The organism is Patulibacter ginsengiterrae (assembly GCF_056269115.1).
Window position 1 is genome coordinate 88,776 of sequence record NZ_JBWDOG010000014.1, and the last position, 22,889, is coordinate 111,664.

General features: G+C 74.4%; 18 protein-coding genes and 1 pseudogene. 12 read left to right on the top strand and 7 right to left on the bottom strand.

Annotation, left to right across the window (positions count from 1 at the left end):
* Positions 1 to 4 precede the first annotated feature (4 nt).
* Complete coding sequence (locus ACVUH9_RS17105) at positions 5 to 661, bottom strand: class I SAM-dependent methyltransferase (protein ID WP_475759056.1); 657 nt, start codon at positions 659 to 661, stop codon at positions 5 to 7.
* 47 nt (positions 662 to 708) lie between these two features.
* On the opposite strand from ACVUH9_RS17105, the gene ACVUH9_RS17110 reads away from it, so the two are divergent.
* Complete coding sequence (locus ACVUH9_RS17110) at positions 709 to 1,296, top strand: TetR/AcrR family transcriptional regulator (RefSeq protein ID WP_475759058.1); 588 nt, start codon at positions 709 to 711, stop codon at positions 1,294 to 1,296.
* Positions 1,297 to 1,308: 12 nt separating this feature from the next.
* Here ACVUH9_RS17110 and ACVUH9_RS17115 read toward each other — a convergent pair whose 3' ends face one another.
* Entirely contained in the window at positions 1,309 to 1,521 is a 213-nt protein-coding gene (locus ACVUH9_RS17115) for a DUF4287 domain-containing protein (protein WP_475759060.1), read from the bottom strand.
* A gap of 318 nt (positions 1,522 to 1,839) precedes the next feature.
* Between ACVUH9_RS17115 and ACVUH9_RS17120 the strand changes: the two genes are divergently transcribed.
* From ACVUH9_RS17120 to ACVUH9_RS17135, 4 genes are read left to right on the top strand one after another with little or no spacing between them, the layout of a single operon-like run.
* On the top strand, positions 1,840 to 2,361 hold the full coding sequence (locus tag ACVUH9_RS17120) for a hypothetical protein (RefSeq protein ID WP_475759062.1): 522 nt from the start codon (positions 1,840 to 1,842) through the stop codon (positions 2,359 to 2,361).
* A gap of 56 nt (positions 2,362 to 2,417) precedes the next feature.
* Positions 2,418 to 3,317: a DUF4097 family beta strand repeat-containing protein gene (locus ACVUH9_RS17125; protein WP_475759064.1), complete on the top strand. Its 900-nt coding sequence runs from the start codon at positions 2,418 to 2,420 to the stop codon at positions 3,315 to 3,317.
* Positions 3,314 to 4,312: an ATP-binding cassette domain-containing protein gene (locus ACVUH9_RS17130; RefSeq protein WP_475759066.1), complete on the top strand. Its 999-nt coding sequence runs from the start codon at positions 3,314 to 3,316 to the stop codon at positions 4,310 to 4,312. Before ACVUH9_RS17125 ends, ACVUH9_RS17130 begins: the two co-directional genes overlap by 4 nt.
* A complete protein-coding gene (locus ACVUH9_RS17135) occupies positions 4,309 to 5,097 on the top strand; it encodes an ABC transporter permease (protein ID WP_475759068.1) in 789 nt (262 codons plus the stop codon). Before ACVUH9_RS17130 ends, ACVUH9_RS17135 begins: the two co-directional genes overlap by 4 nt.
* A gap of 3 nt (positions 5,098 to 5,100) precedes the next feature.
* On the opposite strand, the gene ACVUH9_RS17140 is transcribed toward ACVUH9_RS17135, so the two are convergent.
* Positions 5,101 to 7,068 (bottom strand): hypothetical protein, encoded by a 1,968-nt coding sequence (locus ACVUH9_RS17140; RefSeq protein WP_475759069.1) that lies wholly within the window; start codon positions 7,066 to 7,068, stop codon positions 5,101 to 5,103.
* Positions 7,069 to 7,176: 108 nt separating this feature from the next.
* On the bottom strand, positions 7,177 to 9,261 hold the full coding sequence (locus ACVUH9_RS17145) for an acetoacetate--CoA ligase (protein WP_475759071.1): 2,085 nt from the start codon (positions 9,259 to 9,261) through the stop codon (positions 7,177 to 7,179).
* Between the two features lie 172 nt (positions 9,262 to 9,433).
* On the opposite strand from ACVUH9_RS17145, the gene ACVUH9_RS17150 reads away from it, so the two are divergent.
* Positions 9,434 to 10,141, top strand: coding sequence for a DedA family protein (locus ACVUH9_RS17150; RefSeq protein WP_475759073.1), 708 nt, complete (start codon positions 9,434 to 9,436; stop codon positions 10,139 to 10,141).
* A gap of 51 nt (positions 10,142 to 10,192) precedes the next feature.
* Here the strand turns inward: ACVUH9_RS17150 and ACVUH9_RS17155 are convergent, their stop codons facing one another.
* A complete protein-coding gene (locus ACVUH9_RS17155) occupies positions 10,193 to 10,879 on the bottom strand; it encodes a DedA family protein (protein WP_475759089.1) in 687 nt (228 codons plus the stop codon).
* Between the two features lie 185 nt (positions 10,880 to 11,064).
* On the opposite strand from ACVUH9_RS17155, the gene ACVUH9_RS17160 reads away from it, so the two are divergent.
* Both ACVUH9_RS17160 and ACVUH9_RS17165 read left to right on the top strand, forming a co-directional pair.
* Positions 11,065 to 11,625, top strand: coding sequence for a hypothetical protein (locus tag ACVUH9_RS17160; RefSeq protein ID WP_475759075.1), 561 nt, complete (start codon positions 11,065 to 11,067; stop codon positions 11,623 to 11,625).
* Entirely contained in the window at positions 11,626 to 12,144 is a 519-nt protein-coding gene (locus ACVUH9_RS17165) for a GNAT family N-acetyltransferase (protein WP_475759076.1), read from the top strand.
* A gap of 2 nt (positions 12,145 to 12,146) precedes the next feature.
* On the opposite strand, the gene ACVUH9_RS17170 is transcribed toward ACVUH9_RS17165, so the two are convergent.
* Entirely contained in the window at positions 12,147 to 17,081 is a 4,935-nt protein-coding gene (locus tag ACVUH9_RS17170) for an NAD-glutamate dehydrogenase domain-containing protein (protein ID WP_475759078.1), read from the bottom strand.
* A gap of 210 nt (positions 17,082 to 17,291) precedes the next feature.
* Between ACVUH9_RS17170 and ACVUH9_RS17175 the strand changes: the two genes are divergently transcribed.
* From ACVUH9_RS17175 to ACVUH9_RS17190, 4 genes are all read left to right on the top strand, one after another.
* Positions 17,292 to 18,782 carry a spermidine synthase gene (locus ACVUH9_RS17175; RefSeq protein WP_475759080.1) on the top strand — a complete coding sequence of 497 codons (1,491 nt, stop codon included), beginning with the start codon at positions 17,292 to 17,294 and terminating at the stop codon, positions 18,780 to 18,782.
* 69 nt (positions 18,783 to 18,851) lie between these two features.
* The gene (mgrA, locus tag ACVUH9_RS17180) at positions 18,852 to 19,901 is read left to right on the top strand and encodes an L-glyceraldehyde 3-phosphate reductase (protein ID WP_475759081.1); all 1,050 of its coding nucleotides are present in this window, start codon (positions 18,852 to 18,854) and stop codon (positions 19,899 to 19,901) included.
* A gap of 253 nt (positions 19,902 to 20,154) precedes the next feature.
* The gene (locus ACVUH9_RS17185; RefSeq protein ID WP_475759083.1) at positions 20,155 to 21,282 is read left to right on the top strand and encodes an alcohol dehydrogenase catalytic domain-containing protein; all 1,128 of its coding nucleotides are present in this window, start codon (positions 20,155 to 20,157) and stop codon (positions 21,280 to 21,282) included.
* A gap of 106 nt (positions 21,283 to 21,388) precedes the next feature.
* Positions 21,389 to 22,084: a uracil-DNA glycosylase gene (locus ACVUH9_RS17190; protein ID WP_475759085.1), complete on the top strand. Its 696-nt coding sequence runs from the start codon at positions 21,389 to 21,391 to the stop codon at positions 22,082 to 22,084.
* Positions 22,085 to 22,139: 55 nt separating this feature from the next.
* On the opposite strand, the pseudogene ACVUH9_RS17195 reads toward ACVUH9_RS17190, so the two are convergent.
* Positions 22,140 to 22,889 (bottom strand): annotated as a pseudogene (locus tag ACVUH9_RS17195) (hypothetical protein); the annotation flags it as partial.

Here is a 22,889-nt window from a genome sequence, read left to right on the forward strand (position 1 = left end):
ACCGCTAGCCCCGCGGGCAACGGAGGACCGCGAAGCTCCCGCCCGCGGTCCGCAGCCGCACGACGGTCTCCGGCGGGGCGAAGCCGGCCTCGGTGACGAAGCCCGGCAGCCGCCCGGCGCGGTGATCGCGGGTCGAGACCCGCCCGTCGGCGAGCTGGATCACGGCGAACGCCAGCCCCATCAGCGGGTCCTGCGGGCGCACGAAGTCGGCCACGTAGAGCGTGCCGGCCGGCGCGAGCACCCGCCGGGCCTCGGCCAGCGCCAGCCGCTTGGCCTCGGGCGCGAGGTGGTGGAGCATCAGCGCCATCACGACCGCGTCCTGGCTGCCGTCGGCGAGCGGCAGTGCCTCCGCCCGCCCGTCGCGCCAGGCGACGTCGGCGACCCCCGGCTTCGCGGCGGCGATCGCCCGCGCCCGCGCGTCGGGCTCGACCGCGGTGATCGTCGCACCCGGCATCCGGGCGGCCAGCACCCGGATCAGCGAGCCGGTCCCCGCCCCGACCTCGGTCAGCGTCGGCGCCTCGCCCGTCCGCCGCGCCAGGTCGTCGGCCAGCCGTGGCCGCCAGCGCCGCTCGCGCATCATCGAGCCGGCGATCGCGTCGTAGGCGGCGACGGGCAGGAACCGTCCGGCGGCGGGCGTGATCGCGTCGGGAAGGGTGCTCATGCGACCCAGCATTACAGCGCTGTTGCAAATATGCAACGCTAGCGCCCATGACCGCTCCGCTCGACCCGCGCGTCCTCGAGGCCGGCCGCCGCGTCCTCCGCGAGCACGGCTGGGAGCGGACGACGGCGGAGCGGATCGCCCAGGCGGCCGGGATCTCACGGGTAACCCTGCACCGTCAGGGCGTCAAGCGCGAGCAGGTCCTCGCTGCCCTGGTCGAAGCAGCGGTCGCCGCCTACCAGCGGGCGCTCTGGCCGGTCCTGGTCGCGCCGGGCTCCAGCCGCGAGCGACTCGAGGCCGCGCTCGACGCGCTCTGCGCCACCGCCGAGGAGCACCTCGACGTGCTGATCGCCGTGCGGGTCGCCTCGGACGCGATCTTCCACGAGGACGACGGCGGCGACGAAACGGACCCGGTCGACACCCGCGCGGTCTTCACCGAGCCGTTCGAACGACTCCTGCGCGACGGCGCGATCGACGGCACGCTGCGGCCGACCGACGACCCGCACGAGCAGGCGGTGACGCTGTTCAACGCCGCCTCCGGCACCTACCTGCACCTCCGGACCGGCCACCGCTGGCCGCCGCAGCGGGCCCGCGAGGCGACCCTCCGCCTGTTGCTGCACGGACTGGTCGCCGCCTGACCCCCGGCCCGCTCAAGCGTCGCGGTCCTCCCGCAGCGTGTCGGCGACCAGCGCGTTGGCGTGCCCGTGACCGAGGCCGTGCTCGTCCTTGAGCATCGCGACCAGCTCCATGTGCTTGGTCAGCTCGGACGCACGGATGACCGCCTTCCACTCGCTGATCGGTCGCCCGTACCTCTCCTCGATCGAGGGGAAGTACGACGCCGGGCCCTTGACTGCGTTCTCCATGCTGCTCCTGTTGCTCGCGGCTGCCTGCGGTCCTCCCCAGACGGCCCCGGCGCCGGGAACTCATCGGTCGCCGCGGACCCTCCGGCAGCGCGGGCTCCAGGCACGCTCCGCGATGCGTTGTCCACCGCAGGGGTGGAGAACACATCGCCAAGCATCGCCAAGCGCCCGTCGGGCCGACCCCAGGCCCGCCCCGCCTGCCCGACCCCCGCCCAAGGCCCGCCCCGAGACGTACCCCGTCGCCGGGGAATCACGGACCATGACACCACCTACGGCCATCCTGGCGTTGCAATGGCGCCACTGTGATGCCATACTGGCGCCATGGACCTCACGCAGTACGTCGGGAACCTCCGCCGTGAGCTCGCCGTCGCCGCCGAAGCCGGCGGGGAGGACGCCCGCGCGCTGGCCGACCGCCTGACCGCGCCGCTCGAGTCGTCGATCCGGCTGATGCTGCTCGACGCGCTCTCCGCCGCCGCCGACGAGATCACCCGCGAGCTCGCCCCCGGATCGGTCGAGCTCCGCCTGCGCTCCGGCGAGCCCGAGTTCGTCGTGACCCCCGCGCCCACCGACGAGCCCGCCGATCGGCAGCTCACCGCGCCCGTCCCGCCCTCCGCGCCCCTCCCGGCGCCGGACGCCGACGAGGCCGCGACCGCGCGGATCAACCTCCGGTTGCCCGAGCAGCTCAAGGCCGGGATCGAGCAGGCGGCCGGCCGCGAGCGGCTGTCGGTCAACGCCTGGCTGGTCCGCACCACGGCGGCCGCGCTCGCCAGCGACGACCGCGACCGCCAACCGCGACCGCCCGGCGGCCGCCCCGGCCAGAGCTACACCGGCTGGGTCCGATGACCGTTCCGCCCGCACGCCCCGCTCCCGCCGCACCCGCACCCGCCAGGAAGGCCCCCATGTCGACCTTCGACACCCCCCGAGCGATCGCCGCCACGATCGAGCTCCCCGCCGGCGACCTCCGGATCAGCGCCGGCGACGGCCCGACCACCGTCGTCACGGTCCGCCCGAGCGACCCCGCCGCCGACGACGACCGCAAGCTGGCCGAGCAGACCAGCGTCGAGTACGTCGACGGGCAGCTGACGATCAAGGCCGCCAGGCTGGTGCCGAAGCTGCGCTCGTGGCTGAGCCCGGGGATCGGCCCGTCGGTCGACGTGACGGTCGAGCTGCCCGTCGACTCGCAGATCGACGCCACCCTCGGGATGGCGGACGTCCACACCGACGGCCGGCTCGGCGACTGCCGGCTCAAGATCGGCATCGGACGCGTCCGCCTCGACCAGGTCGGCACGCTCGGCCTGAAGAGCGGCACCGGCGACGTCAGCGTCGCCCACGCCACCGGTCCGGCCGAGATCCATGCCGGCTCCGGCGACGTACGCGTGCGCCAGCTCGACGCCGGCGCGGTGATCAAGAGCTCCAACGGCGACACCTGGGTCGGCGCGTCCGCCGGCGACCTGCGGATCAGAGCCGCCAACGGCGACATCGCCGTCGGGATCGCCCACGCGGGGGTCGACGCGCGCTCCGCCAACGGCGACATCCGGCTCGACGAGGTCGTCCGCGGCACGGTCGTGCTCGAGACCCCGATCGGCGAGCTCGAGGTCGGCATCCGCGAGGGCACCGCCGCCTGGCTCGACGTCCGCGCCAAGACCGGCAAGGTCCGCAACGCGCTCGACGCCGCCGCCAGTCCCGAGCCGTCGACCGAGACCGTCGAGATACGCGCCCGCACCACCGTCGGCGACATCGTGATCCGGCGCCCGTCCCCGTCCCCGTCCCCGCAGACCTTCCCTGAGGAGCACGCATGATCCGCACTATCGGCAACCTGCCGCCGGCCGCCGGGCGGCTTCCCGCCACAGCCAGGCCGGCGATCGCCGCGACCGGCCTGCGCAAGTCGTTCGGCGACCACGTCGTCCTCGACGGGATCGACCTGCACGTCGCGGAGGGCACGATCTTCGCCCTGCTCGGTCCCAACGGCGCCGGCAAGACGACGATCGTCCAGATCCTCTCGACCCTGATCGGGGCCGACGGCGGGACAGTCCGGGTCGCGGGCCACGACCTCGCCCGCGACCCGGACGCCGTCCGTGCCGCGATCGGCGTCACCGGTCAGTTCTCGGCCGTCGACGACCTCCTGACCGGCGAGGAGAACCTGATCCTGATGGCCGATCTGCACCGCCTCGGCCGCGAAGAGGGCCGCCGCCGGGCGGCCGAGCTGCTCGAGCGCTTCGACCTCGTCGACGCGGCGAAGCAGGTCCCGGCCACCTACTCCGGCGGGATGCGGCGCCGACTCGACCTGGCGATGGGGCTGGTCGGGGACCCGCGGATCGTCTTCCTCGACGAGCCGACGACCGGCCTCGACCCACGCAGTCGCCGGACCATGTGGCGGATCGTCCGTGAGCTCGTCGCCGGTGGCGTGACGGTCTTCCTGACCACGCAGTACCTGGAGGAGGCCGACCAGCTCGCCGACCGGATCGCCGTCCTCGACGGTGGCGTCCTGGTCGCCGAGGGCACCCCCGACGAGCTCAAGCGGCGGGTCCCCGGCGGGCACGTCAGCCTCCGCTTCGTCGATGCGCACCGACTCCAGGCCGGCGCCCGCGCGCTCGCCGAGGCGACCCGCGACGACGACGAGCTGACCCTCCAGCTCCCCAGCGACGGTGGCGTGTCGTCGCTGCGGTCGCTGCTCGACCGGCTCGACGCGGCGTCGGTCGAGGTCGAGGAGCTGTCCGTCCACACCCCCGACCTCGACGACGTCTTCCTCGCCCTGACCGACCGCACCGCCGACCCGAAGGAGGCAGTCCGATGAGCACCTTCGGCTACGCCATGACCGACTCGGCGACGATGCTGCGCCGCGAGCTGCGACACCTCCGTCGCTCGCCGCTGCCGCTCGCGCTGGCGGCGATGCCGGTCGTCTTCCTGCTGCTGTTCGTCTACGTCTTCGGCGGGACCCTCGGCAACGGACTCGGCGGCCCGACCGGCGGCCGCGACGCGTACGTCGACTACGTGACCCCCGCGATCATCCTGCTGGCCGTCGGCAGCATCGCCCAGGGCACGGCGATCTCGGTCGCGGTCGACATGACCGGGGGCATCATCGCCCGCTTCCGGACGATGGCGATCTCCCGCAGCTCGGTCCTGACCGGCCACGTGCTGGGCAGCACGATCCAGACGCTCCTGAGCATCGTGCTGGTCATCGGCGTCGCACTGCTGATCGGCTTCCGGCCCGAGGCCAGCGCCGCGGACTGGCTCGGACTCGCGGGCCTGCTGGTCCTGCTCTCGCTCGCGATCACCTGGCTGTCGGTCGCGCTCGGCCTGGTGACCAAGAGCGTCGAGGCCGCCAGCAACCTGCCGCTGCCGCTGATCCTGCTGCCGTTCCTCAGCAGTGGCTTCGTCCCCACCGACTCGATGCCGGCCGGCCTCCGTTGGGTCGCCGAGAACCAGCCGTTCACCCCGATCATCGAGACCCTGCGGGGCCTGCTGCTCGGCACCCCGATCGGCAACAGCGGGGTGCTCGCGGTCGCCTGGTGCATCGTGATCGCGGTCGGCGGCTACCTCTGGGCCAGGCACCTGTTCCAGCGTGACCCGGTGCGCTGACTCCTAGCGCCCGCTCAGCCGCGCCCCGGCCGGCAGCGGCCGGGTGTGCTCGAGCGCGAGCGCGACCAGCAGCAGCGCGACGCCGAGCACGCCGACCAGGATCGGCAGGGCCGGGCTCGCGGCCGCGAGCGGGCTGTCGCGCAACGCCGCCCCGAAGAGCACGTCGCCGATCCGGACGATCCCCTGCTGCGGCGCGTCGAGCGGAATCGCGGCGGCACCGATCAGGATCGCGGCGCCGGCCACCCCGAGGCTGCCGCCGAGGACGACCGAGACCGATCGGCGGCGGGCCGTCGAGCCGGCCAGCAGGGTCAAGCCCAGCAGCAGGACGATCGCGACCAGGATCCCGGCCAGCCGCGCACCGTCGTCGTGACCTTCGAGCCCGGTGAACGCGGCGTAGTCCTCGATCGCGACCGCCGCGACGAACGCCAGGACGGCGCCGGACGCCTGCAGCTCGGCCGTGCGGCGGGACGGTCCGAGCAGCGCGACCGCGGCGACCGCCACCAGCGCGACCGCCGGAATCCCGACCAGCGTCAGCGGCCCGGCCGTGGCGTCGAGTCCGCCGGCCAGGCCGTCGCCGAGCACCGCCACCGCGACGGTCGCGAGCGTGCCCACGAGCAGCCAGGTGACCGCGGCGACGACCGCGGGACCGGCCGGACGGCCCCGCCGCAGCAGCGGCCAGCCGACCGCCAGCGCGGTCGCCACCGTCGCCACCGCGGCGGCGATCAGGACCCCGGTCGACCAGTCTCCCCCGGTCTCCTCGCCGCCGATCAGGCGCCACCACGGAGCGACCTGCAAGAGCACCACGGCAGCGACGATCGCCGCCGCGCGGGCCGCGTCGCCGGCGAGCCGCAGGGCGAGCACGACCGTCAGCGCCACCAGCAGCAGCGTGATCGCCCCGATCAGCCGCTCCGGCCCGGCCACCAGCTCGCTGGCGTGCAGCGCGAGCCAGCCGAGCGCGATCGCGGCCACCGCACCGAGCGCGTCGGCCCCGACCGCCGCCCGATGGTCGGCCGGGACGACCCGCAACAGGCGCGTCCGCGCCCCCGGCCGGACGATCGCCGCCACCACGACGACCAGCACCGCCAGCGGCAGCGCGACGACGATCGCGCGCGCCCCGCCGGTCACGTAGGCCGACCCGCCGAGCAGCGTCACCCCGGCGAGCACGCCGGCGACGGCATCACGACGGACGACGGCCAGCAGCAGCACCCCCGCGGCGACCAGGGTCGCCGCGACCAGCAGCAGCGCCCAGGCGACCGGACCGGTCTGGTCGTGGCCGATGACCACGTCGACGGGCAGCAGACCACCGACCGGCGGCAGCACCAGCACCAGCCCGTTGGAGACCAGCGTCGCCAGCACCGCGGCGACCAGCAGTGCCGCCCGCGCCGTCTCCGGCCGGCTCGCCGTGCGCGGATCGCGGGCGACGGCCAGCGCCGCGATCGCGACCGCCAGCAGGACGACGCCGACCCAGCCGCTCGACACGCCGAGCAGGCCCGCGACCGCGACCGCCGCCGCCAGGGTCCCGGCGATCGACATCACCACCAGCCCGAGCGAGCGGTCCCGCCCGAGCGTCGCGGCGCCGGCCGCGGCCAACGCCGCGAAGACCACCAGCGAGACGACCGCCGGCGTCATCAGCGCCGACCAGGCCGCGCCGTCGCGGTCGAGCCAGGAGACCACGGCGGAGGCGGTCAGCAGGGCCCCGCCGAAGCCCAGGATCGCCGTGATCGCCCCAACCAGGCCGGGGCCGAGGCGGGCGCCGAGGCCGGTCCAGCGCTGGCCGTGGATCCCGATCCCGAGGATGATCAGCGCCAGTCCGAGCCCGGCCCGCGACGGCCACGGCAGCAGCGCGGCGGCCAGCAGCACCGCCGCCCCGAGCGGCACCAGCGCCGCGGCGCCCAGCAGCGTCGCGGGCCGGGGCGCGGGATCGGGGCCCGCGTTGGTCGTGGCACGCGCGGCGGGACGGGAGACAGCCATCGCCCGCCAGGCTATCCGTCCCCGACGTCGGCGCTCCGGCCCACCCGCCGCCCGTGCTCGGCCCCGCCCGGGGCGACCTCCGCCCCAGCCTGGCGCCGCCGCCCGCCGCTAGGCGACCGTGCCGCGCTCGCGGGCGAGCGCCAGGTACACGTCGAGCACGCCGGGATCGGCCAGCGACCCGGTCGACGCGGCCTCCGCGATCGGGGTCCCGGTCAGGATCCGCTTGACGGGGACCTCGAGCTTCTTGCCCGAGAGCGTCCGCGGCACGCCCCGCACCAGCAGCAGACCGTCGGGCACGTGGCGCGGGGAGAGCTCGCGGCGGAGCGCCCGCGCGCAGCGGGCCGCCAGCTCGTCGCGCAGCGCGGCGGCCGCCTCCGGCTCGGCGGGGATGCCACCGCTCGGGACCACGAACAGCAGCAGCTCGCCCGCCCCACCCTGCGGGTCCTCCAGGTGCACGACCAGGCTGTCGTCGATCCCGTCGAGGTCCTCGACGACGGCGTAGAACTCCGCCGTCCCGAGCCGTACCCCACCCCGGTTGAGGGTCGCGTCGGAGCGGCCGCTGACCTCCAGCGAGCCGTCGGCGTGGATCGTGACCCAGTCGCCGTGGCACCAGAGCCCGTCGAAGCGGGCGAAGTAGGCCGCGCGGAAGCGGGAGCCGTCGGCGTCGCCGAGGAAGCCGACCGGCATCGAGGGCATCGGGGTCCCCACCACCAGCTCTCCGGTCTCGTCGATCACCGCCCGTCCCTGGGCGTCGGCCGCCCGCACGTCGCAGCCGAGCCAGGCGCCACCGATCTCGCCCGCCCGCACCGGCAGCAGCGGCGAGCCGCCGACGAACGCGGTGCAGACGTCGGTCCCACCCGAGATCGAGCTGAGCAGCAGGTCCTGGCCCGGCCCGGCGACCGAGTCGTAGACCCAGCGGAAGCCCTCCGGCGGCAGCGGCGCCCCGGTCGAGCCGACGAACCGCAGCCGCGAGAGGTCCGCCAGCTCGCGCGGGACCAGCTCCGCCCGCCGGCAGGCGAGCAGGAACGGGGCGCTGGTCCCGAACGCGGTCACGCCGGTCTCCGCCGCCACCCGCCAGGTCTCGCCGAGGTCGGGGAAGCCCGGATCGCCGTCGTAGAGGACGATCGTCGCCCCGACCAGGAGGCCGGAGACGAGGTAGTTCCACATCATCCAGCCGGTCGTGGTGAACCAGAGGAAGCGGTCCCCGGGGCCGAGGTCCTGCTCCAACGCGAGCGCCTTCAGGTGCTCGAGCGTGATCCCGCCGTGGCCGTGCACGATCGGCTTCGGCAGCCCGGTCGTGCCCGACGAGAAGAGCACGTAGAGCGGGTGCTCGAACGGGACGGCCGCGAACGTCAGCGGCTCCTGCTCGGCGAGCAGCGCGTTCCAGGTCGTCGTGACGGCGGCCTCCGTCTGCGTCCCGCCGGTCGCGTTCGCGGCCCGAGCGGGCTCAGCGGCCTGGTCGCCGTCGTCGGCCGGGTAGAGGTACGGCACGCGGACCACGTGCCGGAGCGACGGCAGTCCCGCCGCGATCTGGCGGGCCTCGTCGCGACGGTCGAGGTCCTTGCGGCCGTAGCGGTAGCCGTCGACGGTCAGCAGCAGCTCGGGCGCGAGCTGGCCGAGCCGGTCGACCACCGAGCGGACGCCGAACTCCGGCGGGCAGCTGGCCCAGGTCGCCCCCAGCGATGCCGTCGCCAGCAGCGCGACCACCGCCTCCGGGCCGTTCGGCAGGTAGCCGGCGACGCGCCCGCCGCGCGCGACCCCCAGCCGCCGCAGACCGGCCGCGCAGCGTGCGACCTGCTCGCGCAGCTGGTCGCGGGTCAGCACGACCTCGTCGCGGGTCTGGGAGCGGGCGATCAGCGCCGGAGCGTCCGCGGGCAGGTCGGCGATCGGTGCCAGCGCGTGCTCGGCGTAGTTCAGCGTCCCGCCCGGGCACCAGCGGGCCCCGGGCATCCGGGCCTCGGCCAGGTAGCCGTCGGGACGCTCGCGCCAGCGGACGCCGAGCTGCTCGGCGACCAGCCGCCAGAAGCGGTCGGGATCCTCGATCGACCAGCGCCAGAGCGCCCGGTCGTCGGGAAGCGCGCGCCCGGCGACCGCTTCCGCGGCGTCGGCGAAGCGGCCGATCCGGGTAGTCCGGCGGGCGTCATCGGGCACTGCGCGCAGCAGCTCGCCGCGCGCCTCGCGAAGATCGGTCACTCGTGGCTCCTCCGCTGTCGGTCGGGACGGACGCTATCCGGATCGACCCCCGGCGCGCGACCGGGATCGCGACGTCGCGACCGGGCCGTCCGCCGTGCCCGCGAGGATCGACCGAACGGCCGGACGTACGGCGTTCAGGCCGGGTAAAGCCCCCACCGGTAGCCTCCCGCGCGTGCTGACGCATCTCCTGGCCGACCTCGTGACCCCGCTGGCGCTGATGCCGGAGTGGCTGAGCCCGCGCCACATCTTCGAGGAGTACGGCCTGATCGCGATCGTGGCGATCATCTTCGCCGAGACCGGGCTGCTGATCGGCTTCTTCCTCCCCGGCGACACGTTGCTCTTCAGCGCCGGGCTGCTGGCCAAGCTGAGCCCGAACGGCGACCCGCTGTGGCTGATGCTGGTGGCCGTCCCGCTCGCGGCGGTCGCCGGCAACATGGTCGGCTACGAGATCGGGCGACGAGCCGGGCCCGCACTGTTCACGCGGGAGGACTCGAAGTTGTTCCGCAAGGAGCACCTGGCCCGTTCCCACGCCTTCTTCGAGCGCTACGGCCCGCTGACGATCTTCCTCGCCCGCTTCGTGCCGATCGTCCGCACCTTCGCCGCCGTCGTCGCGGGCGCGGTCGGCATGAACCGCCGCGTCTTCTTCATCTGGTCGGTCCTCGGGGCGCTCGCCTGGTGCACCGGCCTGATCCTGATCGGCTACCTGGCCGCGTCGATCCTGCCGGACTCGACCGCGCTCTGGATCGAAGGCCACATCGACCTGCTGATCATCGGCGTCGTCGTCGTGACGATCGGCTCGGTCGTCTTCGAGACCACGGTCGGCAAGCGTCACCGTGAGCGCAAGCAGGCCAAGAAGGCCGCCAGCAGCCCCGAGTCCTAGGACACCCAGGACCGGCCTGCGGGCGGGGTCGCGCGACCCCGCCCGTCCGCCTCACTGCTCGTCGGCCGGGACCACCGCCGGGTCCGCCGTCGCTGCAGTGGCGGCGGCCTTGCCCCGCCGCCGGGCCAGCAGCAGCTCGATCGCGATCGGCAGGAACGAGAAGCCGACGATCAGGAGCAGGATCGCCTCGATGTTCTCGTTGACGAACGAGATCCCGCCGAGCGCGTGGCCGAGCGCGGTCACGCCGGCACCCCAGACGATCCCGCCGAGCACGTTCCAGCGCAGGAACTCGCGGTAGCTCCAGCCGGAGGCCCCGGCGACGAGCGGCGCCGCCGTCCGCACGATCGGCACGAACCGCGCCAGGAAGATCGTGCGGCCGCCGTAGCGCGTGAAGAAGTCCTGGGCCCGGACCAGGTACTCCTGCTTGAAGAAGCGCGACTCCGGCCAGCGGAAGATCGCGGGCCCCGCCCGCCGGCCGATCAGGAACCCGACCTGGTCGCCGGCGATCGCCGCCAGCGAGATCGTCACGCAGAGCAGCCACAGCGGCTGCCCGATCACGCCCTGCTGGGCGAGCACGCCGGTGGTGAACAGCAGCGAGTCCCCGGGCAGGAAGAACGCCAGCAGCCCGCACTCGGCGAAGACCACCGCGATCACGGCGAGGAAGCCGAAGCGCTCGATGATCTGCTCCGGGTCGAGCCACTCGGGCATCAGGGCCAGCGGTGGCAGGGCGGCGACCATCGAGCTCAGCACGGCGGGAAGGCTAACGAGCAACGAGCGCCAACGCGCCACGCAAGAGTGCTATCGCGCCACGTACGAGCGGCCACGTGCCACCGATGAGTGCTAGCGCGCCAGTTTCCCCCTCGGCCGCGGGCCGACCCTCGCACCGCTCGCCGCCGCACGCCGTTCGCCCGTACGATCCGGGTATGTCGGAGACCGGGACGCTCCCGTGGATGCGCTGCTATCGCTGCTGGTCGACGTCGCTCGAGCTGCACGTCCACTACGACGGGATCCACCGGATCGACGCGAGCACCGGCACCCCGGTCCACGCCGTCGAGGAGCACCAGGAGGCGGTCGTCCAGTGCCTCGACTGCATGCACGACCAGCCGCACCTGCTCTTCCGCGACGGCCAGCTGGTGGCCGACGAGAGCCGTTGGGAGCGGCTGGTGATGGGCACCCCCTGGGTCGCCTCCTGCACGATCACCGTCCCGGCCGACGACGTCGACGTCTGCTCTGGCCCGGACGCGGGCGAGGCGCTCAGCTTCGCGGCGCTCGGTGACGCGGGCACGCTCGAGTTCTTCAGCCACGTCCGCTTCCACACCCACGCCGGCGACCAGATCGTCGTCCACCTGTTGGTCGAGCTCTACGCCCGCTCGCAGGACGAGGCCGGCAGCGTGCTCGACGACTCCGCCCGCGGCCCGCTGGTGATCACCTCGCTCGCCGAGGAGTCGCGCCCGCCGGCCGTCTCCTCCGGTGGAGGCCACTAGATGAGCGGCGCCCCCGCCACCTCTTCGGCGATCCGCGTGCGGCCGATGGTCGCCGCAGACCACCCCGCCGTGCTGGCCATGAACGAGGCCAGCGTCCAGCACCTGAGCCCGATGGACGGCGAGCGCCTGATCTGGATCCTCGCCCGCGCGAGCACCCCGCTGGTGGTCGAGGACGACGAGGGCCCGCTCGGCTTCGCGATCGCGATCGGCGCCGGCACCGACTACGACGGCGCGTACTACCGGCGGTTCTCCGAGCAGTACGACGACTTCCTCTACCTCGACCGGATCGCGGTCAACGAGCGGGCCCGGCGCCGTGGCGTCGGCAACCTGCTCTACGCGACGGCCGAGGCCGCAGCCCGCCCCCACGGCCGGATGCTGTGCGAGGTCAACGTCCGGCCCCGCAACGAGCCGTCGCTCGCGTTCCACGCCAGCCGCGGCTACGTCGCGCTCGAGGAGCGCCCCGCGCCCAACGATCCCGACAAGGCCGTCGTGATGCTGGCCAAGGAGCTGGCGGGCTAGCGTCACTCCCCCGGATCGTCGGCCGGCGGCGGCTCGGGCTCCTGCTCGACCATCGCCTGCAGCTGCCGGACGGCCAGCGACGACGCCGAGACCGAGCTGCCGGATCCCCCGCCGCTGTCGCTCGGCAGCTCGCGGAGGAACAGCCGCAACCGCGCGACCGCCCGCGGCCGGGCGCCCAGCAGCGCGTCGACCGACGCCGCCGGCTCCGCGTCGGGGGCGTCCTCCAGCGCCCGCCGCGCGATCGCCGCCCGCGCGTGGAGCAGGTCGTCGCGGAGCGCCTGCACCGACCAGCGGGTCAGCCGGTCGGGGATCGGGAGCGCCGTGATCGCCCGGTGCAGGCCGTCCAGCGACAGCGCCTCGCCGGTGTGCAGGACCGCCTCGGCGACGGCCACGACCGGGCGCTCGATCGCGTGGGCGACGGCAACCGAATGGGGGGCCAGCAGCAACGCCGGTCCGGCGGTGACCGCGTCGGCCAGGTCCTCGGGCACGCCCTGCTCGACCAGCTGCGCCGTCGTGCGCTCACGCTGCTCGTCGGGTCGCAGCGTGTCGAGCCGCTCGCGAATCGCGCGGGTCCCGTCGCGGTGGGCCGCGATCGTCTCCGCGATCGGCGCCCCCGGCGCCTGGGTCATGTGCCAGCGGCTGGTGACCCGGACCAGCTCGTCGACGCCCGACCGCAACCCCCAGACGAGATCCGGGTCGAGCTCGCGGAGGGCGTCGATCCGGGCCCACAGGTCGCGGGCGTCGGTCGCGCCGACGGCGACCCGGAAGGCCCGCACGACCTCGCCGGCGCCGGTCCCGAACTCGGCCGCGCGGCGGGCGACGAAGGTCGGCCCGAGCGCGTTGACCGCCTCGCCGGCCTCCAGCATCGCCAGCAGCTGCCGCCGCAGCGGATGCTCGGGCACCAGCGCGCCGAAGCGCTCGGCCACCGCCGGCGGGAAGTACGCGATCAGGTCATCGGCCAGCGCCGGTTCGTCGAGCAGGCCGGAGCCGAGCAGCTCGCGGGTGATGCTCGACTTCGACAGCGCGACGAGGAAGGCCAGCTCGGGCCGCGTGAGTCCCTCGCCGTCGGTCCGGCGGTCGGCGATCTCCTCCGCCCCCGGCAGCCCGTAGTCACCACGCTGGACCCGGCCGTCCTCCTCCAGCGCGGCCATCAGCTCCTCCGCGGCCTGGGTCCGCCGCGGAGCCCGCCGCTCCTCCTGGGTCAGGACCCGAGCCTGGGCGAAGCTGTCGGCGAGCACGTGGGCGACGACGTCGTCGGTGACCTCGGCCAGCAGCGCGTTGCGCTGCGCGACGTCGAGTTGGCCGCGCCGAACCGCGAGGTCGAGCAGGACCTTGAGGTTGACCTCGTGATCGGAGCAGTCGACGCCCGCCGAGTTGTCGATGAAGTCGGCGTTGATCCGGCCCCCGGTGCGGGCGTACTCGACCCGGGCCGCGCGGGTGAAGCCGAGGTTGCCGCCCTCGCCGACGACCGTCGCGCGAAGGTCCCGCCCGTCGACCCGGATCGCGTCGGAGCTGCGGTCCTCGGCGTCAGCGTCGTGCTCCGTCGAGGCCTTGACGACGGTCCCGATCCCCCCGTTCCAGAGCAGGTCGACCGGCGCCCGCAGGACCGCCCGGATCAACTCGGCCGGCGACAGCGCCTCGTCCTCGATCCCCAGCGCCTCGCGCATCTGCGGCGTGATCTCGACCCGCTTGACGTCCCGCGGGAAGACGCCGCCGCCCTCGCTGATCAGCGACCGGTCGTAGTCGTCCCAGCTCGTCCGGCCCGCTGCGAAGAGGCGCTTGCGCTCGGCCCACGACGCCGCCGGGTCGGCCGGGTCCGGGTCGACGAAGACGTGGCGGTGGTCGTAGGCGGCGACCAGCCGGATCGTCTTCGAGAGCAGCATCCCGTTGCCGAAGACGTCGCCGGACATGTCGCCGATCCCGACCACGCTGATCGCGTCGCGTTCGGGGTCGATGCCGATCTCGCCGAAGTGCCGGCGGACGGAGACCCAGGCCCCGCGGGCGGTGATCCCGAGCTGCTTGTGGTCGTAGCCGGTCGACCCGCCCGAGGCGAACCCGTCGCCGAGCCAGAACCCACGCTCGACGGCGATCGCGTTGGCGGTGTCGGAGAAGCTCGCGGTGCCCTTGTCGGCGGCGACGACCAGGTACGTGTCGTCCTCGTCGAGCACCCGCACGCCGTCGGGGTGCGAGACCGCGCCGTCGTGGAGGTCGTCGGTGACGTCGAGCAGCGCCGACACGAACGTGACGTAGCCGCGCTCGACCGCCGCCCGCAACGCCGCCGCGTCGGCGAAGCCCTGCCCGCGCAGCCGGAAGCCGCCCTTCGCGCCGACGGGCACGATCACCGCGTTCTTGACCATCTGGGCCCGCATCAGGCCCAGGATCTCCGTCCGGTAGTCCATCCGGTCCGACCAGCGGAGCCCCCCGCGGGCGATCATCCCGCCGCGGAGGTGGATCCCCTCGACCTCCAGCCCGTGGACGTAGACCTCCCAGAGCGGCGTCGGGTGCGGCATCGACGGAACCTCGCCGCTGCGGAACTTGAGCGCCAGCGCCCCGCGGCCCGGGCGGTACGCGTTGGTGCGGTAGGTCGCGTCGATCGTGTGCAGCTGGTTGCGCAGGATCCGGTCGTGGTCGAGCGAGGGGACGGCGTCGAGGGCGGCCGTGATCTCGTCGTGCAGCGCCCGCTCGGCGGCCTCGTCGCGCGGGGAGATCGCGCCGTCCGCCCCGGGGGCCCCGAACCGCAACTCGAACAGCCGCACCATCTTCTCGGTGATCGCCGCGTGCTCGACGATCACGTCGTTCTGGAAGCGCTCCGTGAACCGCGACCCGATCCGCTGGCGGTAGCTGCGGTAGGCCCGCAGGACCTCCAGCCGCTCGTGCCCCATCGGGGTCAGCACGACCAGCCGGTTGAGCGAGTCGGACTCGGTCTCGCCGCGCCAGGCGGCCGTGATCACCGCCGCCACCCGATCACCGGCGACGTCGAGGTCGAGCGGTCGGCCGTCGGGCCCGAGCACGCCGAAGTCCTGGATCCAGATCGGCTCCGCCGTGCGCAGCTGGGTCGGCCGCTCCTCGATCACGTGCAGGCCCAGGTGCTCGAGGATCGGCATCGCCCGCGACAGCTCGACCTTGCGCCCGCGGACGACGAACGCGACCCGCGTCATCCCGCCCGCGCCACCGTTCCCGCCCGAGGACGAGCCGCCACCGACATCGCCCTGCTCGTGCTTGAGCGTGACCAGCAGGTCCTCGCCGCCGGTCGACAGCCGTTCGAGCGCGACCACGTCGTGGATCGCCGTGGTCGGATCGACGCCGGCCTTGTACTGGCCCGGCAGCCGCGGCGACCAACGCGCCGCCAGCACCCGTCCGCGCTCGCCGCCCTCGCGGACGACCAGTGCGTCGCGCAGGCGGTCCTCCCAGCTGCGGGCGAGCCGCGCGGCCTCGTGCTCCAGCGCGGTCACGTCGACCTCGCCGAGGCCCCCGGGGTCGTAGGCCTGGAGGTGCAGGTAGGCGTGCTCGCCCTCGCCGAGGACCTCGTAGATCGACACCCGCTCGGTCCGGAAGCGGTCGCGGGCCAGCTCGCGAAGCGCGTCGCGGACCGACGCGTCGTACGAGGAGCGTGGGATCGCGACCACCACCGTCGCCGCCCGCCCGTCGGCCGAGCGCCGCGCCCGCAGCGCCGTCTGCCCCGGAGCGAGGTGGACGAACGCCATCAGCGTGCGGTGGAGGTCGCCGGTCGGCATCGCGAACAGCTCGTCCTTGGGGAAGCTGTCGAACAGCGCGACCAGGGCCTTCCAGTCGTGCGAGCCGGGCCGCAGGCCCTCGTCGTCGAGGATCCGCCGGAGCGTGCCGCGCAGCAGCGGGGTCTCGCTGGCCGGGGCCGCGTAGGCGCGCGAGGCGACGTGCAGGACCAGCCGCCGCAGCAGCAGGACCGGCTCGCCGTCGGCGCCGATGCCGCGGCTGCGGACCGCGACGTCCTCCATCCGGGTCCGGCGGTGGACGGTCGAGAGCGCGACGGTGTGGCCGATGCTGATCAGCTCGCCGGAGCGCAGCCGCTCGAACGTTCCCTCGGCGGGCGGATCGACCGGCTCCCGTGCCGCCGCCGACGCGGACCCCTCGGACAGCAGCCCGAGCGCGCTTCCCGCCACCAGCGCCCCGGCCTCGTCGCCCTCGAGCCGGTAGTCGGCGGCCCCGAGCAGGACCGCGTTGTCGTCGGCCAGCCAGGCCAGCAGCGCGGCGACCTCGTCCGGGTCCTCCTCCGGCGAGTCGGTCGGGACGACGACCGGATCGACCGGCGTCGGGGTCGGCCCGCCCCGGACCCGCCCGTAGGCGATCCCGTCGCCCTCGGCCCCGACCGCCTCGGCGATCTCGGTCACCCGCCGGTAGAGCGCGGAGAAGTCCTCGACGACCCGTCGCGCGTCGGTCAGCGCGTCGCGGACGTCGTCCTCCAGCGCGGCGACCTCCTCGGGGGTCAGCCGCCGGTCGAGCTCGACGTGGACCAGAGACTCGGCCGGCAGCGGCCCCTGCTCGTCCGCCGCCTCGATCCGCACCAGCCGCCGCTGGCCGTCGCGCTCGACGCCGACGATCGGGTGGCGGGTCGCGCGCGGCTGGAGGCCGTGATCGCGCAGGCACTCGAGGATCGTGTCGACCAGGAACGGCTGGTCGGGGGCGTTGGTCTGGAGCACGCTGCCGGGCGCCTCGTAGCCGTGCTCCTCCAGCGTCGGCGTGAACGCCCGCACGATCGCCGGGGCGGTCCCGCGCGCGTCAGCCAGCTCGACGAGCCCGCGCACCGCCGCCACGATCGCGGCGGGGTCGTCGCGCTGGTCACCGCCCTCGGCGTCGCGTCGCAGCAGCTCCCGGGCGAGGCCGACGAGCAGCCGCTCCTGCGGGTCGCCGTCCTCCGCGACCTGCTCCAGGACCGCGTCGATCGTGGATTCCCGCTGCACGTGGTTCGCTCCCTTGAATGGATCGTTCCCGCTTCCGACCCTAGCGGGGCCGGCGGGGCCTGCGTGACCGTCCGGTGACCGGTGCCGACGGCGCGGAGCGGACGCCCGACCGCCGGCGGGCGGCGGTCGCACGCGTCCGCCCGGCCCCGGTAGTGATCGCGCCATCGGTGGCGCGGCGGCAAGTGGCGCCGCGCCGCTATCCTCCCCGCGGTGCGCGCCCTCGCGATCCTGGTGTTCGTGGTCGGTGCGGGGAGCCTGGGAGCGGAGATGGCGGCCGCTCGGCTGCTGGCTCCGTACTTCGGCGACTCGACGATCATCTGGGCCAACACGATCGGCGTCTGCCTGGTCGCGTTGGCCATCGGCCACTGGCTCGGTGGCCGCTTCGCCGACCGCCATCCGCACCTCTCCGGCCTCCGCGTCCTGACCCTGATCGCGGCCGGCCTGCTGGCCGTCGTGCCGCTGGTCGCCGGGCCGTTCCTGCACCTCGCGGTGACCGCCTTCGACAAGATCGACGCGGGCGCCTTCGTCGGCTCGCTGATCGGCAGCCTGGCCCTGATCGCGCTGCCGCTGGTCCTGATCGGGGCGGCGACGCCGTGGGCGACCAAGCTCGCGGTCACCGACCTGGCGACTACGGGGACGACCGTCGGCCGGCTCGGCGCGATCGGGACCGCCGGCAGCCTGGTCGGCACGTTCGCCGCCTCGCTGGTGCTGATCCCGTTCGTCGGCACCCAGCGGACCTTCATCGTGCTGGCGCTGGTGATGGCGTCGGTCGCCGTCGTCGGCCTCCCCCGCCGGGCGCTGCTCGCGCCGCTGCTGCTGGTCGCGCTGCTGGCGCTGCCGCCGGGGGTCACCAAGCCGGCCGAGGGCGACGACCACGTGCTGGCCGAGGCGGAGACCACCTACCAGTACGCGCGGGTCGTCCAGCGCAACGACGAGCGCTTCCTCGAGCTCAACGAGGGCCAGGCGGTGCACTCGATCTGGCGCGGCGACACGGTCCTCACCAACAACTACTGGGACGCCTTCCAGGTGCTGCCGTTCGCGGCCCAGGACGGTCCGCCGCAGCGGATCGCGATGCTCGGCAACGCCGGCGGCACGGTCGCCCGCGCCTCGCTCCACTTCTTCCCCGACGTCCAGTTCGACGGGGTCGAGATCGACGGCAAGGTCTCGGAGATGGGCCGCCGTTGGCTGGGGATGCCGGACGATCCGCGGCTGCGGATCCACACCGCCGACGCGCGCCCGTTCCTGCGCGCAGACGGCGGCGACCGCTTCGACCTGATCGGGGTCGACGCCTACCGCCAGCCCTACATCCCGTACTACCTCACCACCAAGGAGTTCTTCGGTGAGGTCCGCGACCGCCTGACCCCGCGCGGGGTCACGATCGTCAACGTCGGCCACCCGGACGACAGCGACCAGCTCGAGCGGGTCCTGACCCGCACGATCGGGACCGCCCTGCCCTACGTGATGCGGTACCCGATCACGCCGACCAACACGCTCCTGGTCGCCTCGCGCGTGCCGCTCAGCGCGGACCGGATCCGCGACCAGCTGACGACGATGCCGGCCGAGCTGCGGCCGGTCGCCGAGCAGGCCGCCGACGAGCTGCGGCCGCCGCTGACCGGCGGCAGCATCTACACCGACGACCGTGCCCCGGTCGAGTGGCTGATCGACGGCTCGATCGTCTCGTACGCCGCCGGCGGCGCCTGAGCCCGGCCCCGCCTCGACGGGCGCCGGCGGCCGCTTCCGCGGCACCCACCGGCCCGGCATAGTGGAGTCATGTCGACCCCCGACCTGCACCGCCCCTGGACCGCCGATCCGGAGCGCTACGACGGCCGGATGCCCTACCGCCGCGTCGGTCGCAGCGGGCTGCTGCTGCCGGCGATCTCGCTCGGGCTCTGGCACAACTTCAGCGACCACGAGCCGTTCGCCGACCAGCGCGCGATCCTCCGCCGGGCCTTCGACCTCGGCGTCACCCACTTCGACCTCGCCAACAACTACGGCCCGCCGTACGGAAGCGCCGAGACCAACTTCGGCCGGATCCTGCGCGAGGACCTGCGCCCGTACCGCGACGAGCTGGTGATCAGCAGCAAGGCCGGCTGGGACATGTGGCCCGGCCCCTACGGCGACCACGGCTCGCGCAAGTACCTGCTGTCGAGCCTCGACCAGTCGCTGGAGCGGATGGGCCTCGACTACGTCGACGTCTTCTACAGCCACCGCTTCGATCCCGACACGCCGCTGGAGGAGACCTGCGGCGCGCTCGACAGCGCCGTCCGGCAGGGCAAGGCGCTGTACGTCGGGATCTCGTCCTACTCGGCGGGGCGGACCCGCGAGGCGATCGCGATCCTGCGCCAGCTCGGCACGCCCCTGCTGATCCACCAGCCGTCGTACTCGCTGCTCAACCGCTGGATCGAGGACGAGCTGCTCGACGTGCTCGGCGACGAGGGCGTCGGCTCGATCGTCTTCACCCCGCTCGCCCAGGGCCTGCTGACCGGCAAGTACCTCGACGGCGTCCCGGCCGGCTCGCGGGCCAGCCGCGACGAGGGCGTCGGCTCGCAGCTGACGGAGGGCAACCTCTCCCGGATCCGGGCGCTGAACGCGATCGCCGGCGAGCGCGGCCAGAGCCTCGCGCAGATGGCGATCGCCTGGACCCTCCGCGATCCGCGCGTGACCAGCTCGCTGATCGGCGCCAGCTCGGTCGCCCAGCTGGAGGACTCGCTCGGCGCGCTCGAGCGGCTCGACTTCAGCGCCGATCAGCTGCGCCGGATCGACGAGCACGCCCAGGACGGCGGGATCAACTGGTGGGCGGAGTCCGCCGAGCTGGAGTAGGGCCGAACGCGACCTTCCGCGGCACGGCTGCTCGTCATCGCTCGCATCCTGCCGCCCCGATCCCCGCCCACCGCAGTTCCATCGAGTTGTCGCGATCTCGCCGCCGTATTGGCACGTTCGTGAAGGAATCGCCGCCATTTGCGGCTCTCACCCCTTCGCGAACCCGTGCCCGCGACCGCCGTCCGACCGCCGCGCGCGCCGCCGCAGCGATCGTCGAACGCGTCCCCGCGCCGCGCCCGGTAGCGTCGGAGCCATGAAGATTCGCGCCGCCGTCCTGGAGCAGTTCGGAGAGCCCCTGGTGGTCCAGGACGTCGACCTGGCCGAGCCGAAGACGGGCGAGGTGCTCGTCCGCCTGCACGCCTGCGGCGTCTGCCACACCGACCTCTACACCGCCTCGGGCGCCGACCCGACCGGCTACGCCCCGTGCGTGCTCGGTCACGAGGGCGCGGGCGTCGTCGAGCAGGTCGGCCCCGGGGTCTCGTCGCTGGTCGTCGGCGACCACGTCGTGACGCTGTTCTCGCCCGAGTGCGGCGAGTGCCTGCACTGCCGCAGCGGCCGCACCAACCGCTGCCTGGCGATCCGTGACCAGCAGGGCCGCGGCTACCTGCCCGACGGGACCACCCGGCTCTCGCGCGACGGCGAGGAGCTGCGCCACTTCATGGGCACCTCGACCTTCGCCGAGTACACGGTGATGCCGGAGATCGCCCTCGCCAAGATCGACAAGGCGGCCCCGCTCGACGGCGCCTCGATCTTCGCCTGCGGGCTCTCGACCGGGCTCGGCGCGGCGATCTACACCGCCGACGTCCAGCCGGGCGCGACCGTCGCCGTCTTCGGCTGCGGGCTGGTCGGACTCGGCGCGATCGCCGGCGCCCGGATCGCCGGCGCCGGCCGGATCATCGCCGTCGACCTCGCCGCCAACCGCCTCGAGATGGCGACCCACCACGGGGCCACCGACCTGATCGACGGCTCCAAGGCCGGCAAGGACGGCGTTCCGTCCGCGGTCCAGCAGATCAAGGACATGACCGACGGCTTCGGCGCCGACTACACGTTCGAGGCCACCGGCAACGTCGGCGTGATGCAGCAGTCGGTCGAGGCCGCGCGCGAGGCCTGGGGCCTGGCGACGATGATCGGCGTGGCCGGCAAGGGCGAGACGCTCGACATCGTGCCGCGGCTGCTGATCACCGGCCGCCGCGTGACCGGCTCCTCGTTCGGCGGCGTCAAGGGCCGGACCCAGGTCCCGCTGCTGGTCGACCGCTGGCTGCGGGGGGACGTCGACGTCCCCGCGCTGCTGTCGCACAAGATCTCGCTCGACGAGGTCAACCGCGGCTTCGACCTGATGCACCACCAGGACGGGATCCGCTCGATCATCGAGTTCTCCTGAGAACCGGCGCGGCCGTGCCCTGCCCCCGGCAGCCCCCACGGCCGCGCGTACGTCCCGTCCCCCGCCGTCCCCGCCGTCCCCGCCGTCCCCGAGCACCGAGGTCCCGATGAGCGCCCCGACCAGCCCGTCCCCCACCGTCGACCTGGCGAGCAAGGTCCCCGAGACCTGGCGGCCGTACGTCGACCGGGCCGCGCTCGCTCGCGTCGAGCAGTTCCTCTCCGCCGAGGTCGCCGCCGGACACCCGATCCAGCCGCTGCGGGCGCAGGTCTTCCGGGCGCTGGAGCTGGTCGCCCCCGACGACGTCCAGATCGTCCTCTGCGGCCAGGACCCCTACCCCACCCCAGGCGTCCCGATCGGCCTCGCGTTCGCGGTCCCGCCGACCGCCGCCGTCCCCGGGTCGTTGCGCAACATGTTCACCGAGCTGCAGGCCGACCTCGGCCTGCCGCTGCCGTCCAACGGTGACCTGACCCCGTGGGCGAGCGCCGGGATGCTGCTGCTCAACGCGTCCCTGACCGTGCGGCCCGGAGCCCCCGGGTCGCACGCCCCGGCGGGCTGGCACGACGTCACCTTCGAGCTGCTCCGGAGGCTGGCCGAGGCGCGCTCGGGCCTGGTCTTCCTCGCCCTCGGCCGTCACGCCCAGGGCGTCGTCGGTCGGCTGCCGCTCGACGGTCACCGGGTCGTCGAGGCCGCGCACCCGTCGCCGATGTCAGCGCGGCTGTTCCACGGCTCGCGCCCGTTCAGCCGCACCGACGCCGCGCTTGCCGAGCTCGGCCACCCCGCCTTCGAGTGGCGTCTGCCGTAGCCCCGGGCTGCCGGGAGACCGGACGTGCGGCAGGCGACGCCTGCCCGTCCGACGGCTAGCGCGCGGGCGGGCTCGTCGCCCGGCCGGAACGGCGCAGTCGGACGACCGGGCCGACCGACTGCTGCGTCCGGGGCTCGCCGCGGTGGCGGACGACGACCCGCACCCGCACCGATGGCGAGCGGCGCAGCAGCCGCTGGGTCGCCGGCCGCAGCCGCAGCCGCACGCTCCGGGCGCTGCCGGCGGGCAGGTCGACGTCGGTCCAGCGGGTCCCGACCACGACGTGGGCGGGAACGAGGGCGTCGAGCCGGTGGCGGTCGGCGGTGACCAGCCGGACCTGGACCCGCGCGTCGCGCTCGCCGCGGCTGTGCAGCCGGACCACGACGGAGCCGGTGGACCGGTCGATGCGCAGCGCGCGCCGCGAGGCCCGGATGCTCGGCACCGGCTCCGCGGCGGCCGGCCCGGCGGGCGACGGGGTCGCCCACCCCACGGGCGGCCACGCGACCGGCTCGAACGGCGGGCCCCCCGGCCGGTCGCTGGGCGGGTGGGCCGGGGGATCGGCGGGCGGGCGGCTCGGTGGATCGACCGGCGGGTCCACCGGCGGGTCGACGGGCGGATCGACCGGGTCGCCGAGCGTCTCGGCCACCGTCCGCACCACCGTGCCCCGCCCCTCGCGCGCGGCGACCCACGCGACGAGCGCGGCGAACGTCTCCGGCGCCACCCCGTAGTCCGGGTCGCAGCCCCCGCAGAGGTCGTGGAAGACGAACGGCACCCAGCCACCACCGCCGGCCTCGGCATCCAGCACCGC

What these genes read in the sequence shown, in the direction of transcription:
- ACVUH9_RS17105 (WP_475759056.1), bottom strand. Translation starts at nt 661, where the DNA reads ATGAGCACCCTTCCCGACGCGATCACGCCCGCCGCCGGACGGTTCCTG.
- ACVUH9_RS17110 (WP_475759058.1), top strand. Translation starts at nt 709, where the DNA reads ATGACCGCTCCGCTCGACCCGCGCGTCCTCGAGGCCGGCCGCCGCGTC.
- ACVUH9_RS17115 (WP_475759060.1), bottom strand. Translation starts at nt 1,521, where the DNA reads ATGGAGAACGCAGTCAAGGGCCCGGCGTCGTACTTCCCCTCGATCGAG.
- ACVUH9_RS17120 (WP_475759062.1), top strand. Translation starts at nt 1,840, where the DNA reads ATGGACCTCACGCAGTACGTCGGGAACCTCCGCCGTGAGCTCGCCGTC.
- ACVUH9_RS17125 (WP_475759064.1), top strand. Translation starts at nt 2,418, where the DNA reads ATGTCGACCTTCGACACCCCCCGAGCGATCGCCGCCACGATCGAGCTC.
- ACVUH9_RS17130 (WP_475759066.1), top strand. Translation starts at nt 3,314, where the DNA reads ATGATCCGCACTATCGGCAACCTGCCGCCGGCCGCCGGGCGGCTTCCC.
- ACVUH9_RS17135 (WP_475759068.1), top strand. Translation starts at nt 4,309, where the DNA reads ATGAGCACCTTCGGCTACGCCATGACCGACTCGGCGACGATGCTGCGC.
- ACVUH9_RS17140 (WP_475759069.1), bottom strand. Translation starts at nt 7,068, where the DNA reads ATGGCTGTCTCCCGTCCCGCCGCGCGTGCCACGACCAACGCGGGCCCC.
- ACVUH9_RS17155 (WP_475759089.1), bottom strand. Translation starts at nt 10,879, where the DNA reads ATGGTCGCCGCCCTGCCACCGCTGGCCCTGATGCCCGAGTGGCTCGAC.
- ACVUH9_RS17160 (WP_475759075.1), top strand. Translation starts at nt 11,065, where the DNA reads ATGTCGGAGACCGGGACGCTCCCGTGGATGCGCTGCTATCGCTGCTGG.
- ACVUH9_RS17165 (WP_475759076.1), top strand. Translation starts at nt 11,626, where the DNA reads ATGAGCGGCGCCCCCGCCACCTCTTCGGCGATCCGCGTGCGGCCGATG.
- mgrA (WP_475759081.1), top strand. Translation starts at nt 18,852, where the DNA reads ATGTCGACCCCCGACCTGCACCGCCCCTGGACCGCCGATCCGGAGCGC.
- ACVUH9_RS17185 (WP_475759083.1), top strand. Translation starts at nt 20,155, where the DNA reads ATGAAGATTCGCGCCGCCGTCCTGGAGCAGTTCGGAGAGCCCCTGGTG.
- ACVUH9_RS17190 (WP_475759085.1), top strand. Translation starts at nt 21,389, where the DNA reads ATGAGCGCCCCGACCAGCCCGTCCCCCACCGTCGACCTGGCGAGCAAG.